Below are 18,352 nucleotides of genomic sequence, written 5' to 3' on the forward strand. Positions count from 1 at the left end.
TGGCAACTACCCAGCTATCAGAGGAGATTGGTGCGTGCCACCTATCTTCGCACGAACAGGTGACCAATCTTCAATCGATGCTTGCACTACGCCGCCGCATTGTCGGTTGGAAAGAACCTGAGATCTCCAACAAGGAAGCATTCGTGAAATCCGCATTCGTCAGTGCTGTGCGAACGCCGGCGGGCCGATGGTTGAACCAGTGGAGAGCGCGACAAGGTGCGTGTCGCCGACCTCAGATGTCATATTGTTTGCATCGACTGACAACGCGTATCCGGCGATCGATGAGTACGGGAGGCCGCTGATGACCGCAGCGCCGACCGACGAGCCCTTGTTCGTCAGTGTCACTTGGGCTTTAGAGCAAACGATGTTGCTGACCCGTGTAGCTCTGTAGAAGGTCGAAGACGCGGCAAGCCCAACTGCTGCTCCACCGAATGCCAGAGAGACGTTGCTCAATCTCTCTTTGTAGTAATCAAGCGTAGCGTCGTCGGCAGATGCATAGTTGCCGACTTTCATCGGAGGTGTTTTGCGCGGCGACCACAACCGCTTCATCGTCTACGGCCGCCTGATCCGCGCACAGGCCAGAGAGGGCGCCGATGGCGCCAAGGTGGCGGGCGAGGCGTTGAAATCGCGTTAGCGATTGTGGTGAGCGCGCAGGGATTCGAACCCTGGACCTACTGATTAAAAGTCAGTTGCTCTACCGGCTGAGCTACGCGCTCCCGAAGGCCGCGAGGCGACCCGGAAATTGCGGCGGAACATAGGGAGAGTGCCGGGTCGGGTCAACCGGAAAAACACCGCTGCAAACAGCCTGTTAAATGTTCCGTCCAGGACAGGCCCTGACGGTCGCCCTAGTGGTGGAATATTGCCCGGCGACGATATTGCTGGGCGCATATGCCGCTGCTAGAGCATGGCGCCCAATACCGGGCTGCCCATCGATATGGACATACATTTATGCATAGCCTTTTGAAACTTGCCGTTGCCTCCGTTCTCGCTGTTTCGGCACTGCCCGCCATAGCCCAGGCCGAAGATCTGGTGTTTTCGCTCAAGAACGGCACGTCGTCGGTGCTGACGAATTTCTATGCCTCGCCGGTGGGCGTCGACCAGTGGGAAGACGACATTTTCGGCCGTGACACGCTAGCCCCGGGCGAGAGCATGAGCATCACCATCGCCGATGGTCGCCGCACCTGCGAGTACGACATGCGCTTCGAGTTCGAGGAAAGTTCCGATCTCGACACCACCGAAGACACCCAGAATCTCTGCGAGCTGGGCGAATACACCATCCACGAATGATCGATTGACCGATGCGATGCGTCGCCGGAGGGTTTTTGCCGCTCGGCGACGACTTGCCACGGAATGGTGATTGGTGCGGAGCACGACGGCCCGCTATATGCGGCGCCGGAAGATCCGCGGAGCAGCATGGCATGGTACTGGACATCGGTTATCTCAGCGCATTGGGGGCAGGCGCCCTGTCGTTCCTGTCGCCCTGCGTCTTGCCGCTGGTGCCGCCCTATCTCTGCTACATGGCCGGCGTTTCGGTCGACGATTTCAAGGCAGACGGCGGCGTGGCAACGGTTTCGCGGGCGCGCGGCGCACTGCTTGCGGCGTCAGGTTCCTTCGTCCTCGGCTTCACTACGGTGTTCGTGGCGCTTGGCGCCGGCGCCTCGACCATCGGGCAGTTGCTGCGCACCTGGCAGGAGCCGCTGGCCATGGCGGCGGGCGTACTGATCATCCTGATGGGTCTCAACTTCCTCGGCCTGTTGCGCATTCCCATGCTATCGCGCGAGGCGCGCTTCCAGTCGCAGGGCAAGCCGGCGAGCAATTTGGCCGCCTATCTCATGGGCCTCGCCTTCGCCTTCGGCTGGACTCCTTGCATCGGGCCGGTGCTGGGGCCGATCCTGACGCTGGCCGGCGGCCGCGAGACGGTGGGCGAGGGCGCGGCTCTGCTCGCCGTCTACTCGCTCGGGCTCGGCATTCCGTTCCTGATCGCGGCGATGTTCTCGGGTGCCTTCATGCGCTTCCTCATCAAATTCCGCGTGCATCTCGGCAAGGTCGAAAAGGTGATCGGCGGGCTTCTGGTCGTGGCCGGCGTGCTGTTCCTGACCGGCGGCATCCAGACGGCATCCTACTGGCTGCTGGAGCGCTTTCCGGTGCTCGGCCAGCTCGGCTGATCCTTCAAACCGTCGAAATCGGTGTGCATTGGAGGCGATTGCCAGCAATGCTAGAAAGGTGGCCGATTCCAGCCGCCTTCTTCCAATCCGGACGCCGCCATGACCTCGAGAACCTGCCTGTCGATCATCCTTGCCGCCGGCGAGGGCACCCGGATGAAGAGCACCAGCCCCAAGGTGCTGCACCAGATCGCCGGGCTGCCGATGGTGGCGCATGTCGCGCGGACGGCCGAGGCCGCAGGTGCCGACGGGTTGGCGCTGGTCGTTGGCCATGGCGGCGACGAGGTGAAGGCGGCGGCAGAGAGATTTGCGCCAGGGGCCGAGGTTTTCGTCCAGACCGAACGCCTGGGCACCGCGCATGCGGTGCTGGCTGCACGACAGGCGATCGCACGCGGCCATGACGATGTGCTGGTGATGTTCGGCGATACGCCGCTGGTCGAGGCCGAATCGCTGGCGACGGCGCGGCAAAAGCTCGCCGATGGTGCCGCGGTCGTGGTCATCGGCTTCCGTCCGCCGAACCCGACAGGTTATGGCCGCCTGCTCGAAAAGGACGGCAGGCTGGTGGCGATCCGCGAGGACAAGGACTGCAGCGAGGAAGAACGCAAGATCGGGTTCTGCAATGCCGGACTGATGGCAGTTGCCGGCGCGCATGCGCTGAAGCTGCTCGACCAGGTCGGCAACGCCAACGCCAAGGGCGAATTCTACCTCACCGACATCGTCGAGATCGCCGACAAGGCAGGGCTCAAGGTCGTGGCCACCGAGGCGAGCTTCGACAGCGTGCTCGGTATCAACAACCGCGCCGAACTGGCCGAGGCCGAAGCTATCTGGCAGAAGCGGCGCCGCCGGCAGGCAATGCTGGAAGGTGCGACACTGATCGCGCCCGAAACCGTCTATTTTTCGCACGACACGGAGATCGGCTCCGATGTGCTGGTCGAGCCGAACGTCTGGTTCGGCCCCGGCGTGAAGATCGCTGGCGGGGCCACCATCCACGCCTTCAGCCATCTTGAAGGCAGCAACGTCGGCCCGCGCGCCGAGGTCGGGCCTTTCGCGCGGCTCAGGCCGGGCGCAGACCTGCATGAAAAGGCCAAGGTCGGCAATTTCTGCGAGGTCAAGAAGGCGACGGTGGAAAAGGGCGCCAAGGTCAACCACCTGACCTATATCGGCGATGCGCGCGTCGGCGCGGGCGCCAACATCGGTGCGGGCACGATCACCTGCAACTATGACGGCTACTCCAAGTTCTTCACCGACATCGGCGCGGGCGCCTTCATCGGCTCGAATTCTTCGCTGGTCGCCCCAATCGTAATCGGCGCCGGCGCCTATGTCGCGTCGGGCAGTGTCATTACGGAAGAAGTCCCCGGAGATGCACTGGCCTTCGGTCGCGCGCGCCAGAAGACGCTGCCGGGCAAGGGCAAGGAATTGCGCGAGCGCTTTGCTTCGGCGGCCGCGGCTAAGAAGGCGGGCGTGAAGTAACCGCATTTCAATCCTACCGTGCGACGATTGCCCATCCTGACGGGCTGGATGGCTGATACGTTGCGAAACGGAATGTGACTTCCGCTTGGCAGTTGCGCTGCCTAAAAGGCCGACAGGGTTTTGAGGGATTGGACGGGGCAAAATCATGTGCGGAATCGTTGGAATCGTCGGCCAGACGCCGGTTGCGCCGCTGATCGTCGATGCGCTGAAGCGGCTCGAGTATCGCGGCTATGACTCGGCCGGCGTCGCCACGATCGAGAATGGCGAACTCGCGCGCCGTCGCGCCGAGGGCAAGCTCATCAATCTCGAGCGCCGGCTGAAGGCCGAGCCGCTGGGCGGCAACATTGGCATCGGCCACACGCGCTGGGCCACCCACGGCGTGCCCAACGAGACCAATGCTCACCCGCATTTCTCCAACGGCGTGGCGATCGTCCACAATGGCATCATCGAGAATTTTGCTGAGCTGCGCCAGGAGCTTACGGCCGACGGCTACGAATTCACCTCGCAGACCGACACCGAGGTGGTGGCACACCTGATCGCGCGCGAATTGGCGCGCGGCACCCAGCCGATCGAAGCCGCCCACGCCTCGCTCAAGCGTCTTCACGGCGCCTTCGCACTGGCCATCATGTTCCAGGGTGACGAGGACCTGATCGTCGGCGCCCGTAATGGCCCGCCGCTGGCAATCGGCCATGGCGAGGGCGAGATGTTCCTGGGGTCGGACGCGATTGCGCTGGCGCCCTTCACCAACTCGGTGACCTATCTCGAGGACGGCGACTGGGCGGTGGTGCGCCGCAGCCAGTTCCAGATCTACGACATGGACGGGACCCCGGTTGAGCGCCAGCGGCGCCAGTCGGTCGGCTCGAGCTATCTCGTCGACAAGGGCAACCACCGCCACTTCATGGAAAAGGAAATCCATGAGCAGCCCGAGGTGATCTCGCACACGCTGGCGCATTATCTCGACTTCACGCAAGGGACGTCGAAGCCGCTCGACCTGCCGTTCAGTTTCGCCGACATCGACCGCCTGGCTGTATCGGCTTGCGGTACGGCCTATCTCGCCGGCTTGGTCGGTAAATACTGGTTCGAGCGCCATGCGCGGCTGCCGGTCGACATCGATGTCGCCTCGGAATTCCGCTATCGCGAGATGCCGATCTCGAAGAAAAGTGCGGCGTTCTTCGTGTCGCAGTCGGGCGAAACCGCCGACACGCTGGCTTCGCTGCGCTACTGCCGCAAGGCGGGCGTGCCGATAGGCGCCATCGTCAATGTGCGCGAATCGACGATCGCGCGCGAATCCGACGTGACGATGCCGACGCTGGCCGGGCCGGAGATCGGTGTCGCCTCGACCAAGGCCTTCACCTGCCAGCTTTCGGTGCTGGCGGCGCTGACCATCCGGGCGGCCTCGCAGCGCGGCACGATCACCGCGGATGAAGAAAAGGCGCTGGTGCGCAGCCTTTCGGAGACGCCGCGCTATGCCGCCCAGGTGCTCAAGCTCGACAAGCAGATCGAGAAGGTGGCGCGCGAGCTGTCGTCCTACAAACACGTGCTTTACCTCGGCCGCGACACCAATTTCCCGCTCGCCATGGAAGGCGCGCTGAAGCTCAAGGAAATCTCCTACATTCACGCCGAGGGTTATGCCGCCGGCGAGCTCAAGCACGGCCCGATCGCGCTGATCGACGAGAACATGCCGGTCATCGTCATTGCGCCGCATGACCGCATCTTCGAGAAGACCGTTTCGAACATGCAGGAAGTGGCGGCGCGCGGCGGCAAGATCATCCTGATCACCGACAAGAAGGGTGCGGCGCAGGCGACAGTGAAGACGCTTGAAACCATCGTGCTGCCCGACGTGCCGGAGTTCATCGCACCGATCATCTACGCGCTGCCGATCCAGATGCTGGCCTATTTCACCGCCGTGTTCATGGGTACCGACGTCGACCAGCCGCGCAACCTGGCGAAATCGGTGACTGTGGAGTAGGCGGGGCCGGCAAGGTATCTGTATCAATCAATGATACGCGTCGCTTGCTCTTGGTTCCGTATCAGTATATGATACGGAACGTAGGGTGGGCATATGATCGTTTCGTTCAAAGGCAAGGCCGTCGAAGCGGTTGCCGCCGGCGAGGCGCCGAAAGGTTTTCCGGCGGATCTTGTCGCCAGAGGTGAGCGACGTTTGCGCGCCGTGGCCAATGCCGTCGAGTTGAGCGATCTTCGGTCGCCTCCCGGAAATCACCTGGAGGCGTTGAAGGGCAACCGAGCCGGCCAGCACTCAATTCGGATCAACGATCAGTGGCGCATTTGCTTCCGATGGACGAAAGCTGGCGCTGAAGATGTTGAGATTGTCGATTACCATTGAATACGGAGGCAGACATGGCGTTGAAATTTGCACGTCCCGTCCATCCCGGTGAGTTTCTGCGCGAGGAATATCTGCTACCTTTGGGCATGAGTGCCGGCACGCTGGCGACGAAGCTCAATCTGCCACGCACGCGCATCGAACGCATCGCCAAAGAGGAGATCGGGATCACGCCCGATACGGCGCTTCGCCTTGCCCGGTATTTCAACACGACACCCGAATTCTGGATGAACTTCCAGCAATCCTATGAGCTCGAGACGGAAGCGCTCAAACTGGCCCCCGAGCTTGAAAAGATCGAGCCGATGGAAGCTGCGGCCTAGGCTTACGCCCCCTACGAAGATCGCTGTTCCAATGCACCGCGTGGTTGACTAATGTTGCGCTGCAAAGAGGGCGGCGCTGCGGAATGTCGGATACCCACAAGACCTCGGGCATGACCCGGCTAAGGAACTATTTCCTCACCGGCTTCGTCGTTTGCGCGCCGCTGGTGCTGACCATCTATATCGTCTGGTCGTTCATCGGCTGGGTCGATTCCTGGGTCAAGCCGTACATTCCGGCGAAGTACAATCCGGACAACTACCTGACAATCCAGGTGCCGGGCTTTGGCCTGATCGTCGCCCTCGTGCTGATCACGCTGATCGGCTTCCTGACCGCCAATTTCATCGGCCGTGCGATCGTTGCCTTCGGCGAGCGGCTGCTGAACAGGATGCCGCTGGTACGCGGGCTCTACAAGGCGCTGAAGCAGCTGTTCGAAACGGCTCTTTCCGACAAGAACGAGATGTTCCGTACGGTCGGCATGGTCGAATATCCGCGCAAGGGCGTGTGGTCCATCGTCTTCATCGCCGCCGACAAACGCAGCGAGATCAACGAAAAGCTGGACCAGGAGGGCGATCCGCTGATGGCGGTGTTCATGCCGTGCACGCCGAACCCGACAACCGGGTTCCTGATGTATGTGCCGCGATCTGAGGTCGTGCTGCTCGACATGAGCATCGAGGACGGCGCCAAGCTGATCGTTTCGGCGGGGCTGGTGGCGCCGGAGACGAAGAGCAGAATCACTGCGAATGGCGTGCCGATCGAAGGACCGATGGGCAACCCGCCTGTCGGCGTACTGCCTCAGCCTGCCCTCAGCAACCTGACAGCCTCGTCGCGGCCGAACAAGTAAAGCAGCAGCCTGAGCGCTTCGCCGCGCGGCGATACAAGTTCGGGGTCACGCGCAAGGATCAACCGGGCGTCGTCGCGGGCAATTTCCAGAAGGTCGGCGTGGGCTTCGATACGGGCGACCTGGAAGCCCGGCGTGCCGGACTGGCGCGTGCCGAGCAATTCGCCTTCGCCGCGCAGCTTGAGGTCTTCCTCGGCGATGAGGAAACCGTCTTCTGTCTCGCGCATGACCGACAGGCGGCGCTTGGCGGTCTCGCCGAGCGGATCCTTGTAGAGCAGCACGCAGGACGAAGGCTTCGAGCCGCGACCGACGCGACCGCGCAACTGGTGCAACTGGGCGAGGCCGAAGCGCTCGGCATGCTCGATGACGATGATGGTGGCGTCGGGCACGTCCACCCCGACCTCGATGACGGTGGTGGCGATCAGCACGCGTGTTTCGCCTTCCTTGAAAGCGCGCATCGCGTCGTCCTTCTCGGCACCCTTCATGCGGCCGTGAACGAGGCCGATGCGGTCGCCGAAGACCGGCTGCAGCGAGGCGAAACGATCTTCCGCCGACATCAGCTTGATTTCTTCGGATTCCTCGACCAACGGGCATATCCAGTAAATCTTCTGGCCCTCGGCGACCGCGTCGCGGATGCGGCCGACGAGTTCGTCGATACGCTCGAGCGGCAGGGTGACTGTCTTGATCGGCTGGCGGCCGGCCGGTTTTTCGGTCAGGCGCGAAACATCCATGTCGCCGAAGGCGGTGAGCACCAGGGTGCGCGGGATGGGGGTGGCGGTCATCACCAGCATGTCGGGCGCCTGGCCCTTGGCGTTCATGGCCAAGCGCTGGTGGACACCGAAGCGATGCTGCTCGTCGATGACGGCGAGCGCCATGTCGCGGAACACCACGGTCTCCTGGAACAGCGCGTGCGTGCCGATGACGATGTCGATCTCGCCGCTTTCGAGGCCGGCGAGGATCTGGCTGCGTTCGCGGCCCTTTTCGCGGCCGGTGAGCACGGCCACGGTCTTGCCGACGCGCTCTGCAAGCGGCGCGATGGTGGCGAGATGCTGGCGCGCGAGGATTTCGGTCGGCGCCATCAGTGCTGCCTGGCCGCCGGCCTCGACGGCGCGGGCCATGGCGAGCAGGGCGACTACCGTCTTGCCGGAACCGACATCGCCCTGGAGCAGGCGCAGCATGCGTTCGGGCTTTGCCAGGTCTTCGTTGATCTCCGCAAGGGCCTGCTCCTGCGAGCCGGTCAGCGCATAGGGCAGGGCCTTGCGCAGCGCTTCGACGAGGCGGCCGTCGCCGGTGAGCGGCCGACCGTGCAGCTTACGCACCCGGGCGCGAACGAGGGCCAGTGACACCTGGCCGGCGAGGAATTCGTCATAGGCGAGCCGGCGCCAGGCTGCATTTTCGGGTGAGGCGTCGATCGGATCGGCGGGGTTGTGGACGCGATGGAGCGCTGCCGCGAAGGGCGGGAAGCTCTGCTTGCGCATGACATCTGCGTCGAGCCATTCCGGGAAGACAGGCACCCGCTCCAGCGACTGGCCGATGGCGCGGCGCAGCACCTTCGACGACAGCCCCGCAGTGAGCGGATAAACGGGTTCGACCAGCGGCAGCTTGTCGGCCTCGCTGGCAAGGGCGATATGGTCGGGGTGGACCATCGACGGGCGGCCGTTGAACCACTCCATGCGGCCCGAGACGATGACCTTCTCGCCTTCGGGCATCGCCTTCTCTAGGTAAGCGGCGTGGGCATGGAAGAAAGTCAGAGCGATCTCGCCAGTGTCGTCATGGGCAAAGACCCGGTAAGGCGCAGCGCGGTTGCCGCGCGGCGCCGGCTGGTGACGATCGATGCGCACGTCGAGCGTGACGATGGCGCCTTCGGCGGCAAGTGCTATGCCGGGCCGGTTGCGGCGGTCGATGACACTGTTGGGCAGGACGAACAGCAGGTCGCCGGTACGGGCGGCGCGATCACCCAGATCGGCCGGCACGACCTTCTCGATCAGCACGGCGACCTTGGGCCCGATGCCGGCAAGCGAGGTGATGGGTGAGAACAGGGGATCGAGCAGTGATGGGCGCATGATGTCAGCTTATGCGCTGGAGTTGCCGGGGCAAAGGCTGACAGGGGCAGCTATCCACGCTATATGCGCCCGGCATAAGAGGATTTTGGACATGACCGGAACGACACGCTCGAGCGAAGGGCTGGATACGCGCAGGCGCAAGCTGCTGTTTCGTTCGTGGCATCGCGGCATGCGCGAGATGGACCTGATCCTCGGCAATTTCGCCGATGCCCATATCGACAGGCTGAGCGACGAACAGCTCGACCTTTACGAGGCGCTGCTCGACATCACCGACAGGGACCTGCTGTCGTGGATCGTCGGCGAGGCGCAGGTGCCCGAGGCCGTCGACCATGACGTCTACCGCCAGATCGTGGCATCGCGCAGCGCCTTCACAATCTGAGTCAAATCATGAGCTTGCTGAAACCAATCGGCCTGCCCAAGGGCCGCGCCGGACAGTTCATCGTCGATGGCGTGGCCGACGGCTACGAGGCTTTCGCGATTGCGGTGGCGGCTGCCGAGATGGCGCCCGACCGGCCGATGCTGTTTGTCGCGCGCGACGGCCAGCGGCTGCCACAGATCGTCGAGGCACTGGCATTCGTGGCGCCCGATATGCCGGTGCTCGAGCTGCCGGCCTGGGACTGCCTGCCATACGACCGCGTATCGCCCGGCTCGGATGCGGCGGCGCGACGGCTCGATGCGCTGGCGGCGATGATCGCGCTTCGGAAGGAGCCGCATCGCGCCATAGTGCTGACCACGGCCAACGCGCTGTTGCAACGGGTGCCGCCTTCGGCTGCCATCGAAGCGCAAGAATTCCGCGCCAAGCCGGGCAACCAGGTCGAGATGAACGGGCTGGTGGCGCGGCTGGAGCGCGCCGGCTTCGAGCGCGTGCCGACGGTGCGCGGCGTCGGCGAATTCGCCGTGCGCGGCGGCATCCTCGACCTTTATGCCCCAGGTGCGACAGACGCGCTGCGGCTCGACTTCTTTGGCGACACGCTGGAAACGATCCGCGCCTTCGACGTGGCGAGCCAGCGCACGACAGGCAGCCGCAACTCGGTGACGCTTCAGGCGATGAGCGAGGTGGCGCTGACGCCGGAGACGATCAGCAAGTTCCGCCGCAGCTATATCGAGGCGTTCGGTGCGCCGTCGCGCGACGATGCGCTCTACGCAGCGGTCAGCGAGGGCCGGCGATTTGCCGGCATGGAGCACTGGCTGCCGTTCTTCTATTCGCATCTCGAAACGATGTTCGACTATCTGCCCGATGCGCCCGTGGTGTTCGACCATCTGGCACGCGAGGCGCTGGGCGAGCGCCACGCCCTGATCCTCGACCACTACGATTCCCGCCGCAAGCAAGGCGAGGGTAAAGGCCTGAAGGACGCGGTGCCCTACAAACCGGTGGCGCCGGAGCAGATGTACCTGTCGCCGGATGAGGTGGCTTCGGCGCTCGCCGACCAGGCCAATGCCGAACTGACCCCCTTCGACACGCCCTTTTCGAGCGGACGCAAGGTGCTGCATGCCGGCTCGCATGCGGGGCGCAGCTTTGCCGAGGAACGCGCCGACCCGAACGCCAATGTCTTCGACGTGGTGGCCAGGCACATCGCCGACCAGCGGGCGGCAAAGCGGCGCGTCGTCGTTGCCGGCTGGACCGAAGGCTCGCTCGACCGGCTGACACAGATACTCGACGAGCACGATCTCGGCAACCTCAAGCGCGTGGCAAACCTTGCCGAGATCGAGGCGCTGAAGGCCGGCGAAGCGGGCCTTGCCGTGCTTCCGATCGAAGCGGGCTTCGAGGCGGGCGACCTGGTGTTCGTCGCCGAGCAGGACATCCTGGGCGACCGGCTGATCCGGCGCTCGAAGAAACGCAAGCGCGCCGCCGATTTCATCGCCGAAGCCTCGGCGCTGTCGTCCGGTGACATCGTCGTACACGCCGACCACGGCATCGGCCGCTTCGTCGGGCTGAAGACCATCGAGGCATTGGGCGCGCCGCACGACTGCCTGGAAATCCACTATGCCTCGGACGGCCGGCTGTTCCTGCCGGTCGAAAACATCGAGCTTCTGTCGCGCTACGGATCGGATTCGGCCGAAGCCCAGCTCGACAAGCTCGGTGGCGGTGCCTGGCAGTCGCGGAAGGCCAAGCTCAAGCGGCGCCTGCTCGAAATGGCCGGGCAGCTGATCAAGCTCGCCGCCGAACGGCACATGCGCGAAGCGCCGGCGATGAACCCGCCCGACGGTATCTATGGCGAGTTCGCGGCGCGGTTCCCCTACGAGGAGACCGACGACCAGCAGAGCGCCATCGACGCGGTGATGGAAGACCTTGGCGCCGGCAAGCCGATGGACCGCCTGATCTGCGGCGACGTCGGCTTCGGCAAGACGGAAGTGGCGCTGCGCGCGGCCTTCATCGCTGCCATGGAAGGTTTCCAGGTGGCGGTGGTGGTGCCGACGACGCTTCTGTCGCGCCAGCACTTCAAGACGTTTTCGCAGCGCTTCGCCGGCCTGCCGGTGAAGGTGCGCCAGGCGTCCCGGCTGGTCGGTACCAAGGAACTGGCCGAGACCAAGCAAGGCATCACCGAAGGCACGGTGGATATCGTCGTCGGCACGCACGCGCTGCTCGGCTCGTCGATCTCGTTCAAGAATCTCGGCCTTCTGATCATCGACGAAGAGCAGCATTTCGGCGTCAAGCACAAGGAGCGGCTGAAGGAACTGAAGAGCGACGTGCACGTGCTGACGCTTTCGGCGACGCCGATCCCGCGCACGCTGCAGCTGGCGCTGACCGGCGTGCGCGAGCTGTCGCTGATCGCCACGCCGCCAGTCGACCGCATGGCGGTGCGCAGCTTCATCTCGCCCTATGATCCGCTTGTGATCCGCGAAACGCTGCTGCGCGAGCGCTATCGCGGCGGCCACAGCTTCTATGTCGTGCCGCGCATTGCAGACCTCGCGGAAGTGCATCAATTCCTTCAGGAATCGGTGCCGGAGCTGAAGGTCGCAGTGGCGCACGGCCAGATGGCGGCAGGTCAGCTCGACGATATCATGAACGCCTTCTACGACGGCCAGTACGACGTCTTGCTGTCGACGACGATCGTCGAATCCGGCCTCGACATCCCGACGGCCAACACGCTGATCGTGCACCGCGCCGACATGTTCGGCCTGGCACAGCTCTATCAGCTGCGCGGTCGTGTCGGCCGCTCGAAGGTGCGCGCCTATGCGCTGTTCACGCTGCCGGCCAACCGGACGCTGACCACCACTGCCGACCGACGGCTCAAGGTGCTGCAGTCGCTCGACACGCTGGGGGCGGGCTTCCAGCTGGCCAGCCACGATCTCGACATCCGCGGCGCCGGCAATCTGCTGGGCGAGGAACAGTCGGGCCACATCAAGGAAGTCGGCTTCGAGCTCTACCAGCAGATGCTCGAGGAGGCGGTGGCCGAGCTGCGCGGCAGCGGCGAAGCGATCGATACCGGCTGGTCGCCGCTGATCGCGGTCGGCACGGCGGTGATGATCCCGGAAGCCTATGTGCCCGACCTGCAACTGAGGCTTGCGCTCTACCGCCGTCTTGGCGACCTGGAGAACACCGAGGAGATCGACGGCTTCGGCGCCGAACTCATCGACCGCTTCGGGCCGTTGCCGGAAGAGGTCAAGCACCTGCTCAAGATCGTCTTCATCAAGGCGCTGTGCCGCAAGGCCAATGTCGAGAAGCTGGATGCCGGGCCGAAGGGCGTGGTGGTGCAGTTCCGCAAGCGCGAATTCGCCAACCCGGCCGGGCTGGTGCGCTACATCGCCGAGCAGGGTTCGCTGGCCAAGATCAGGCCCGACCACAGCGTGGTGTTTGCACGCGACTGGCCAAACCCGGAGAAGCGACTGGCCGGTTCGGCGGTGATCATGACGCAGCTGGCAAAACTCGCCGAACAGGCGGCCTGAGGCGACTTGTGGGTGGATGGGAACCGGCATCGCCACGGTGCGATGCCGGAGCAGCCTCTGGATTGGCCGATCAGGTCTCGGTGAGGCTCAACGTCATGTCCCAGCGGTCCAATCCTGGCGCGAAGCCATCTGGCGTGACTTTCGTGACGGTGAAGCCGAACTTCTCATAAAAGCCGTGGGTGTGCTGGCTTGTATCCATGATCAGCTCGGCGATATCAGGGATAGCGCGCGCCAGCTCCAATCTGGCCAACGTCAGACTGGTTCCAAGTCCCTGTCCATGAGAGGCCCTGTCGACCATTCCCCACGCCAAACTGGCGCGCTTCCGTTCTGGTTCGACACCCAGCCCTCCACAGGCGATCACCGAGCCATTGCGAACAAGCACCAGATAAGGCCGGTCCTCGGTATTGATGCTTTTCAGAAACTGGCAAAAGTCTGCGCGCTCTTCTGGTGCAAAGAAGGTCGGCACGTTGCTGTCGAAGATCGCCAGGCAGGCGTGAAGATCGTCGGCTGCGTAGGGCCGGGATGCTATGTCTTTCATTGCCGAAATTGTCTCGAAGGATCGAGGTTACTTGCGTAGCCTAATTGCTGTTTCGGGCCAAGAGTGGCCAGAGCAGGCGAGGGATGTTGCGCACTCGGGCGTCGTCGCGAGTTCGCTGCAAGGCTCTGCCGTTCTAGTGTATGGCGCACCTCGTTGAGGTGGACGGCATGGATCCCCGGGTCTCCGCAGTTCGCTTCGCTCCTGCTCCGCCCGAGGATGACGAAGGCACGGAGGCTCGTGGCTAATCGTCAACGCCGGTGACTGGCAGCGGGCATCCGTTTCTTGAGCAGTAAATGGCAGAAAAGCTCCCGTTGCCGGGCCGATGACTGGCAGAAAGCGGCAGTTGCTTGTTCCTGCATTGCTCTGCGGTCTGCCGAGAGCCCCTATAGGCAGTTTGCCGAGAGAACCTTGCCGGGTGCCAGTTTCGAATCCCGACAGGCATCCTGAAGCTGCCAAGTGCCAACTTTGGCGATTAGCCGCGGGCCTCATGCCTTCGTCATCCTCGGGCGGAGCAGGAGCGTAGCGACGTCACGGAGACCCGGGGATCCATGCCGTGACGTGGATGAAGCCAATTAAGGCCCAATGCTGGCGCCCAACCGGCACTGGCGCCGACACCGCTCATCGTCGACATGAAAAAAGCCCCGATCGCCGAAGCGAAAGGGGCTTTGGATGCCTCGCATAACCGTCGGGCGCAGTCGCCCGGCGAGTTCAGTTGAGGACGGGCTCGCCCGCTGCCTTTTCGGCTGCGACCTGGCGGATGGCGTCGGCGAGCGTTGCCGAATCCTGCGCGCCCATGACGGCATATTTGCCGTCGAGCAGGAAGCAGGGCACGCCCGTGATGCCCATGCGCGAAGCGGTGACGATCTCGTTGGTCACCTCGTCATGGTCGGAATCGGTCGCCAGCAGCGCTTCGACCACGGCAGCGTCCATGCCTGCCTGGCGGGCGGCTTCGACGAGCACGGCGTGGTCGCCGACATTCTTGCCCTGCTCGAAATAGAGGCTGAACAGCGCGCGTGCGAGCTTGTCCTGGACGCCTGCGCCTGAAGCTGCTGCCCAGCGGATGACGCGATGGGCGTCGAGCGTGTTGGGCGCAACGGTGATCGCATCGAAATCGAATGAGATGCCCTCGACCGCGCCAAGCGACACGAGGTTGGCATGGGCCTGCTTGAGCTTCGTCTCGTCATTGAACTTCGACAGCATGTAGGCCTTGCGTTCCTTGCCCTCGGGCGGAATCGTCGGGTCGAGCTGGAACGGACGCCAACGGACCTCGGCCTCGATGTCGGGCAGGCTGGCAAGCGCGTTTTCGAGGCGCTTCATGCCGAGGAAGCACCACGGGCAGACCACGTCCGAGACGACGTCGATGGTGAGCTTGTTCTGTTCTGTCATGAAAAAGTCCTTGATTGACGCTGATTAGCCGCCCTGACTCCACCAGACCGGCAACTGATAGCCAAATATGGGTGTCTTTTCCGGATGTTTGAGTCTTTTGGCAAAAGCGATCCATTGTTCGGAGTTGTGCTGCATGGGCACCATGTAGCTGCCGGAGATCAGCAGGCGGTCGAGTGCACGCACGGCAGCGACAAAATCCTCTTTCTCGCGGGCCTTCAGCATGGCGTCGATCATGGCGTCGACCGCCGGGCTGGAGACGCCGGCAAGGTTGAACGATCCCTGCTTTTGCGCCGCGGACGAACCCCAGCGGCCGATCTGCTCGATACCCGGGGACAAAGTACCGGAGAAGCCGGTGACGCCGATCAGGGCGTCGAATTCGAATGCCTGCTTGCGCGACTGGATTTGGTCGGCCTCGAGCGCGCGGATGGTGACCGCGATGCCGAGCTTTTCCAGCGTGCGCTGGTAGATGGCTGCCAGCCGCTGCTCGGCTTCCGACGAGGTCAGGATCTCGAATGCGAAGGGCTTGCCTTCGCTGTCCTGCATCTTGCCGCCTTGCAGCGTGTAGCCGGCGCTCTTGAACAGGTCGAACGCGGCCTTCAGGATCTTGCGGTCCTGGCCAGAGCCGTCGGTGACCGGCGGACGCCAGGTGCCGTCCATGATTTCGGGGCGGACAGCATCGGGGAAGGGCGCCAGCAGGGCCTTTTCCTTGTCACTGGCCGGCACGCCATAGGCCGAAAGCTCCGTGCCCTGCCAATAGCTGACCGTGCGCTCATACTTGCCGCTGAACAGGTTCCGGTTGGCCCATTCGAAGTCGTAGAGCATGCCGAGCGCCTGGCGCACGACCGGATTGGCGAACTTCGGCAGCCGGGTGTTGAACATGAAGCCGGTGACGACAGGCGGAAGCCCGCTCTTGAAGGTTTCGGCTACGATGTCGCCGTTCTTGTAGGCGGGGAAGTCGAAGCCGCGCTCGCGCTTGACGGGGTCAGCCTCGGTGAAGGTGTCGCAAAGACCCTTCTTGAAGGCTTCGAACTGGGCCGCGGCGTTGAGGAAATACTCGATGGTGATCTGGTCGTAATTGTCGAAGCCGCGCTTCGAGGGGATGCCACGGGCCCAATATTCGGGGTTGCGTTTGAACACGATGCGCTCGCCGGGCTTCACCTCGGCTACCGTATAGGGGCCGCTGCCGATGATCGGCTTGAGGGTGGTCTGGTCGAACGTTTCCTTTGAGAAGGCGTGCTTTGGCACGATTGGCGTCAATGCGACGATCAGCGGAAACTCGCGGTCTGCCTTGTCGTTGAAGGTGAAGCGGACGCTGTGGTCGCCGGTCTTTTCGATCTTCTCGATCTTGGACATGCGGTCGGAGTAGGGCGGGCGGCCCTTTTCGGTGAAGACTTCATAGGTAAAGATGACGTCGTCGGGCGTGATCTCCTTGCCATCCGACCATTTGGCGTCCGGGTCGAGGTTGAACTCGATCCACTTGCGCTCCGGGTCGATGTCGACCGACTTCGCGGTGAGGCCGTAGATGCTGAAGGCCTCGTCGGCACTGCGCTGCATCAGCGATTCGAAGACGAGGTTGCCGTAAATGACGTCGACCATGCCGCGCGCGGTGGTGCGCAGGCTCTTGATGATGAACGGGTTGAGGTTGTCGAAGCTGCCGATGACGCAATAGGTGATCTTGCCGCCCTTGGGTGCGTCGGGATTGGCATAGGGAAAGCTCTTGAAGTCAGCCGGCAAAGCGGGCGTGCCGTGCATCGAGAGGCCGTGAACCGGCTCGGCAAGGGCCGCCTGCGGGCCGACAAAAGCGATGGCGGCGGTGGCGGCCAGCAGCGAAAGAGTGCGTCTCACGACGATTCTCCACGAATTCGGGGAAGCTTTGATGATTCGAAGGGTAGCGCAGGCGAATGCGGCCCGTCTATTGCCGCCTCTAGGCACAAGAAATGCGCGGAAACAGGCTGGATTCGCGGCTCGCGGCAGTGTAACACGCGCGGCGAAGTCATGCTGTTGCCTCATTTGCCCAACAGGTAGCGTCGACACACGGCTTGGGCCGGTTCCGGGATTGTTTGAGAGGAATTCATGAAGATGACGAGCCAGAAATTCGACGGTCTCCGTCTGTCGGCCTTGGCGGCTGGCGTTGCCGGTGTGCTGGCTTCGGGCTTGTCGCCTGCTGCCGCACAGCAGCAGCAGATCCCGCAGGGCTGGTTCAAGGCCTGTTCCAAGCAGGCTGACGTGGACATCTGCAACGTGCAGAACATCCTGACCGCCAGCAACGGCCAGCTGGTTACCGGCATCTCGATGATCGAGCTCAAGGGCAAGGTCAACCGCAAGGTCTTCCAGGTCACCGTTCCGAGCGGCCGCCTCGTGCCTCCCGGCATCGGCCTGCAGGTCGACGGCGGCAAGGCGCAGAAGCTCGAATACGTGATCTGCTTCCCCGACCGTTGCGTTGCCGAGACCGCACTTTCCGATCAGCTCGTGGCGTCCTTCAAGAAGGGCACCGAACTGACGCTGACTTCGGTCAACTTCCAGAACCAGCCGAACCCGATCAAGGTTTCGCTGTCGGGCTTCACCGGCGCCTTTGACGGCGAGCCGATGAAGCAGTCGGACCTCGAGGACCGCCAGAAGAAGCTCCAGGAATTCGTGTCGAAGAACAACCAGGACTTCGCCAAGAAGCTCAAGGAAGAGCAGGACAAGGCCAAGACGGCCAACTGATCGATCTTCCGATCCGGATATGAAAAAAAGCGGGGCCGATTGCTCCGCTTTTTTGCTTTAGATCAACGATTTGAATTCAGTGGCTGATGCGGGCCTTGGGGGCGTAGCGTCCGTCCGACGTCTTGTCGAAATATTCGCCGACCTGGGGGTGGCGGACGGGTTCGCCGGAACTGTCTTCGAGCAGGTTCTGCTCGGAGACATAGGCGACGTATTCGGTCTCGGCGTTTTCGGCCAGCAGATGATAGAAGGGCTGGTCGCGCCTGGGGCGCACGGCGGCTGGGATCGCGTCGTACCATTCCTCGGTATTGGCGAATTCGGGGTCGACATCGAAGATGACACCTCGGAACGGGAACACCCGGTGGCGCACCACCTGTCCGATCGAGAACTTTGCCGTCTTCATGCCGATCACCGTACGCTACGCAATGCCAGTCGAATCACTTTTGTTTTCAAACGCTTAGAGCCAAGTTCCCGCTGAGGGCACCGTGCTGTCGCGGAGAGTGTACCATCATTCATCCTTATTTGGCGCGGCAAGGCAGCCATTTCAATGGCATAGCGGCTTGACGGACGGCAAAGCCGCACGATACCCGGCACGCTGACAATGCTCCGTTGCGTACCCTGACCGACAGGCAAGGGCGCGTGTTT

17 protein-coding genes and 1 tRNA gene are annotated in these 18,352 nt (G+C 63.2%); 11 read left to right on the forward strand and 7 right to left on the reverse strand.

Annotated elements, in window-relative coordinates:
- Positions 1 to 159: 159 nt before the first annotated feature.
- Entirely contained in the window at positions 160 to 513 is a 354-nt protein-coding gene (locus tag O1Y97_RS15855; protein ID WP_318761635.1) for a hypothetical protein, read from the reverse strand.
- On the opposite strand from O1Y97_RS15855, the gene O1Y97_RS15860 reads away from it, so the two are divergent.
- Positions 500 to 634 carry a hypothetical protein gene (locus O1Y97_RS15860; RefSeq protein ID WP_318761636.1) on the forward strand — a complete coding sequence of 45 codons (135 nt, stop codon included), beginning with the start codon at positions 500 to 502 and terminating at the stop codon, positions 632 to 634. The two genes, O1Y97_RS15855 and O1Y97_RS15860, sit on opposite strands and share 14 nt — an antisense overlap.
- A 6-nt stretch (positions 635 to 640) precedes the next feature.
- On the opposite strand, the gene O1Y97_RS15865 is transcribed toward O1Y97_RS15860, so the two are convergent.
- Positions 641 to 716, reverse strand: a tRNA-Lys gene (locus O1Y97_RS15865).
- Positions 717 to 948: 232 nt separating this feature from the next.
- Between O1Y97_RS15865 and O1Y97_RS15870 the strand changes: the two genes are divergently transcribed.
- From O1Y97_RS15870 to O1Y97_RS15900, 7 genes are all read left to right on the forward strand, one after another.
- Positions 949 to 1,287 (forward strand): hypothetical protein, encoded by a 339-nt coding sequence (locus tag O1Y97_RS15870; protein ID WP_108608079.1) that lies wholly within the window; start codon positions 949 to 951, stop codon positions 1,285 to 1,287.
- Between the two features lie 131 nt (positions 1,288 to 1,418).
- Positions 1,419 to 2,165 carry a cytochrome c biogenesis CcdA family protein gene (locus O1Y97_RS15875; protein WP_318761637.1) on the forward strand — a complete coding sequence of 249 codons (747 nt, stop codon included), beginning with the start codon at positions 1,419 to 1,421 and terminating at the stop codon, positions 2,163 to 2,165.
- Between the two features lie 99 nt (positions 2,166 to 2,264).
- On the forward strand, positions 2,265 to 3,632 hold the full coding sequence (gene glmU, locus O1Y97_RS15880; protein WP_318761638.1) for a bifunctional UDP-N-acetylglucosamine diphosphorylase/glucosamine-1-phosphate N-acetyltransferase GlmU: 1,368 nt from the start codon (positions 2,265 to 2,267) through the stop codon (positions 3,630 to 3,632).
- 145 nt (positions 3,633 to 3,777) lie between these two features.
- On the forward strand, positions 3,778 to 5,601 hold the full coding sequence (glmS, locus tag O1Y97_RS15885) for a glutamine--fructose-6-phosphate transaminase (isomerizing) (protein ID WP_318761639.1): 1,824 nt from the start codon (positions 3,778 to 3,780) through the stop codon (positions 5,599 to 5,601).
- 93 nt (positions 5,602 to 5,694) lie between these two features.
- Positions 5,695 to 5,976 carry a type II toxin-antitoxin system RelE/ParE family toxin gene (locus tag O1Y97_RS15890; RefSeq protein ID WP_183261102.1) on the forward strand — a complete coding sequence of 94 codons (282 nt, stop codon included), beginning with the start codon at positions 5,695 to 5,697 and terminating at the stop codon, positions 5,974 to 5,976.
- Positions 5,977 to 5,990: 14 nt separating this feature from the next.
- Positions 5,991 to 6,293: a HigA family addiction module antitoxin gene (locus O1Y97_RS15895; RefSeq protein ID WP_318761640.1), complete on the forward strand. Its 303-nt coding sequence runs from the start codon at positions 5,991 to 5,993 to the stop codon at positions 6,291 to 6,293.
- 83 nt (positions 6,294 to 6,376) lie between these two features.
- Positions 6,377 to 7,132: a DUF502 domain-containing protein gene (locus tag O1Y97_RS15900; protein WP_318761641.1), complete on the forward strand. Its 756-nt coding sequence runs from the start codon at positions 6,377 to 6,379 to the stop codon at positions 7,130 to 7,132.
- On the opposite strand, the gene recG is transcribed toward O1Y97_RS15900, so the two are convergent.
- Positions 7,084 to 9,192: an ATP-dependent DNA helicase RecG gene (recG, locus tag O1Y97_RS15905; RefSeq protein ID WP_318761642.1), complete on the reverse strand. Its 2,109-nt coding sequence runs from the start codon at positions 9,190 to 9,192 to the stop codon at positions 7,084 to 7,086. The genes O1Y97_RS15900 and recG overlap by 49 nt on opposite strands.
- A gap of 91 nt (positions 9,193 to 9,283) precedes the next feature.
- Between recG and O1Y97_RS15910 the strand changes: the two genes are divergently transcribed.
- Both O1Y97_RS15910 and mfd read left to right on the forward strand, forming a co-directional pair.
- Positions 9,284 to 9,571: an FAD assembly factor SdhE gene (locus tag O1Y97_RS15910; protein WP_318761643.1), complete on the forward strand. Its 288-nt coding sequence runs from the start codon at positions 9,284 to 9,286 to the stop codon at positions 9,569 to 9,571.
- 8 nt (positions 9,572 to 9,579) lie between these two features.
- On the forward strand, positions 9,580 to 13,080 hold the full coding sequence (gene mfd, locus O1Y97_RS15915; RefSeq protein WP_318761644.1) for a transcription-repair coupling factor: 3,501 nt from the start codon (positions 9,580 to 9,582) through the stop codon (positions 13,078 to 13,080).
- 70 nt (positions 13,081 to 13,150) lie between these two features.
- Here mfd and O1Y97_RS15920 read toward each other — a convergent pair whose 3' ends face one another.
- From O1Y97_RS15920 to O1Y97_RS15930, 3 genes are all read right to left on the reverse strand, one after another.
- The gene (locus tag O1Y97_RS15920; protein WP_318761645.1) at positions 13,151 to 13,618 is read right to left on the reverse strand and encodes a GNAT family N-acetyltransferase; all 468 of its coding nucleotides are present in this window, start codon (positions 13,616 to 13,618) and stop codon (positions 13,151 to 13,153) included.
- A 708-nt stretch (positions 13,619 to 14,326) separates the two neighbouring features.
- A complete protein-coding gene (locus O1Y97_RS15925; protein WP_318761646.1) occupies positions 14,327 to 15,004 on the reverse strand; it encodes a DsbA family oxidoreductase in 678 nt (225 codons plus the stop codon).
- A 24-nt stretch (positions 15,005 to 15,028) separates the two neighbouring features.
- Complete coding sequence (locus O1Y97_RS15930; RefSeq protein ID WP_318764223.1) at positions 15,029 to 16,756, reverse strand: extracellular solute-binding protein; 1,728 nt, start codon at positions 16,754 to 16,756, stop codon at positions 15,029 to 15,031.
- Between the two features lie 327 nt (positions 16,757 to 17,083).
- On the opposite strand from O1Y97_RS15930, the gene O1Y97_RS15935 reads away from it, so the two are divergent.
- Complete coding sequence (locus O1Y97_RS15935) at positions 17,084 to 17,710, forward strand: invasion associated locus B family protein (protein WP_108609895.1); 627 nt, start codon at positions 17,084 to 17,086, stop codon at positions 17,708 to 17,710.
- A 76-nt stretch (positions 17,711 to 17,786) separates the two neighbouring features.
- On the opposite strand, the gene hspQ is transcribed toward O1Y97_RS15935, so the two are convergent.
- Positions 17,787 to 18,110: a heat shock protein HspQ gene (gene hspQ / locus O1Y97_RS15940; protein WP_055977660.1), complete on the reverse strand. Its 324-nt coding sequence runs from the start codon at positions 18,108 to 18,110 to the stop codon at positions 17,787 to 17,789.
- Positions 18,111 to 18,352 lie beyond the last annotated feature (242 nt).

Origin of the sequence: Aminobacter niigataensis, assembly GCF_946995915.1 — a bacterium.
In the GTDB taxonomy this organism is placed as follows: Bacteria; Pseudomonadota; Alphaproteobacteria; order Rhizobiales; family Rhizobiaceae; genus Aminobacter; species Aminobacter niigataensis.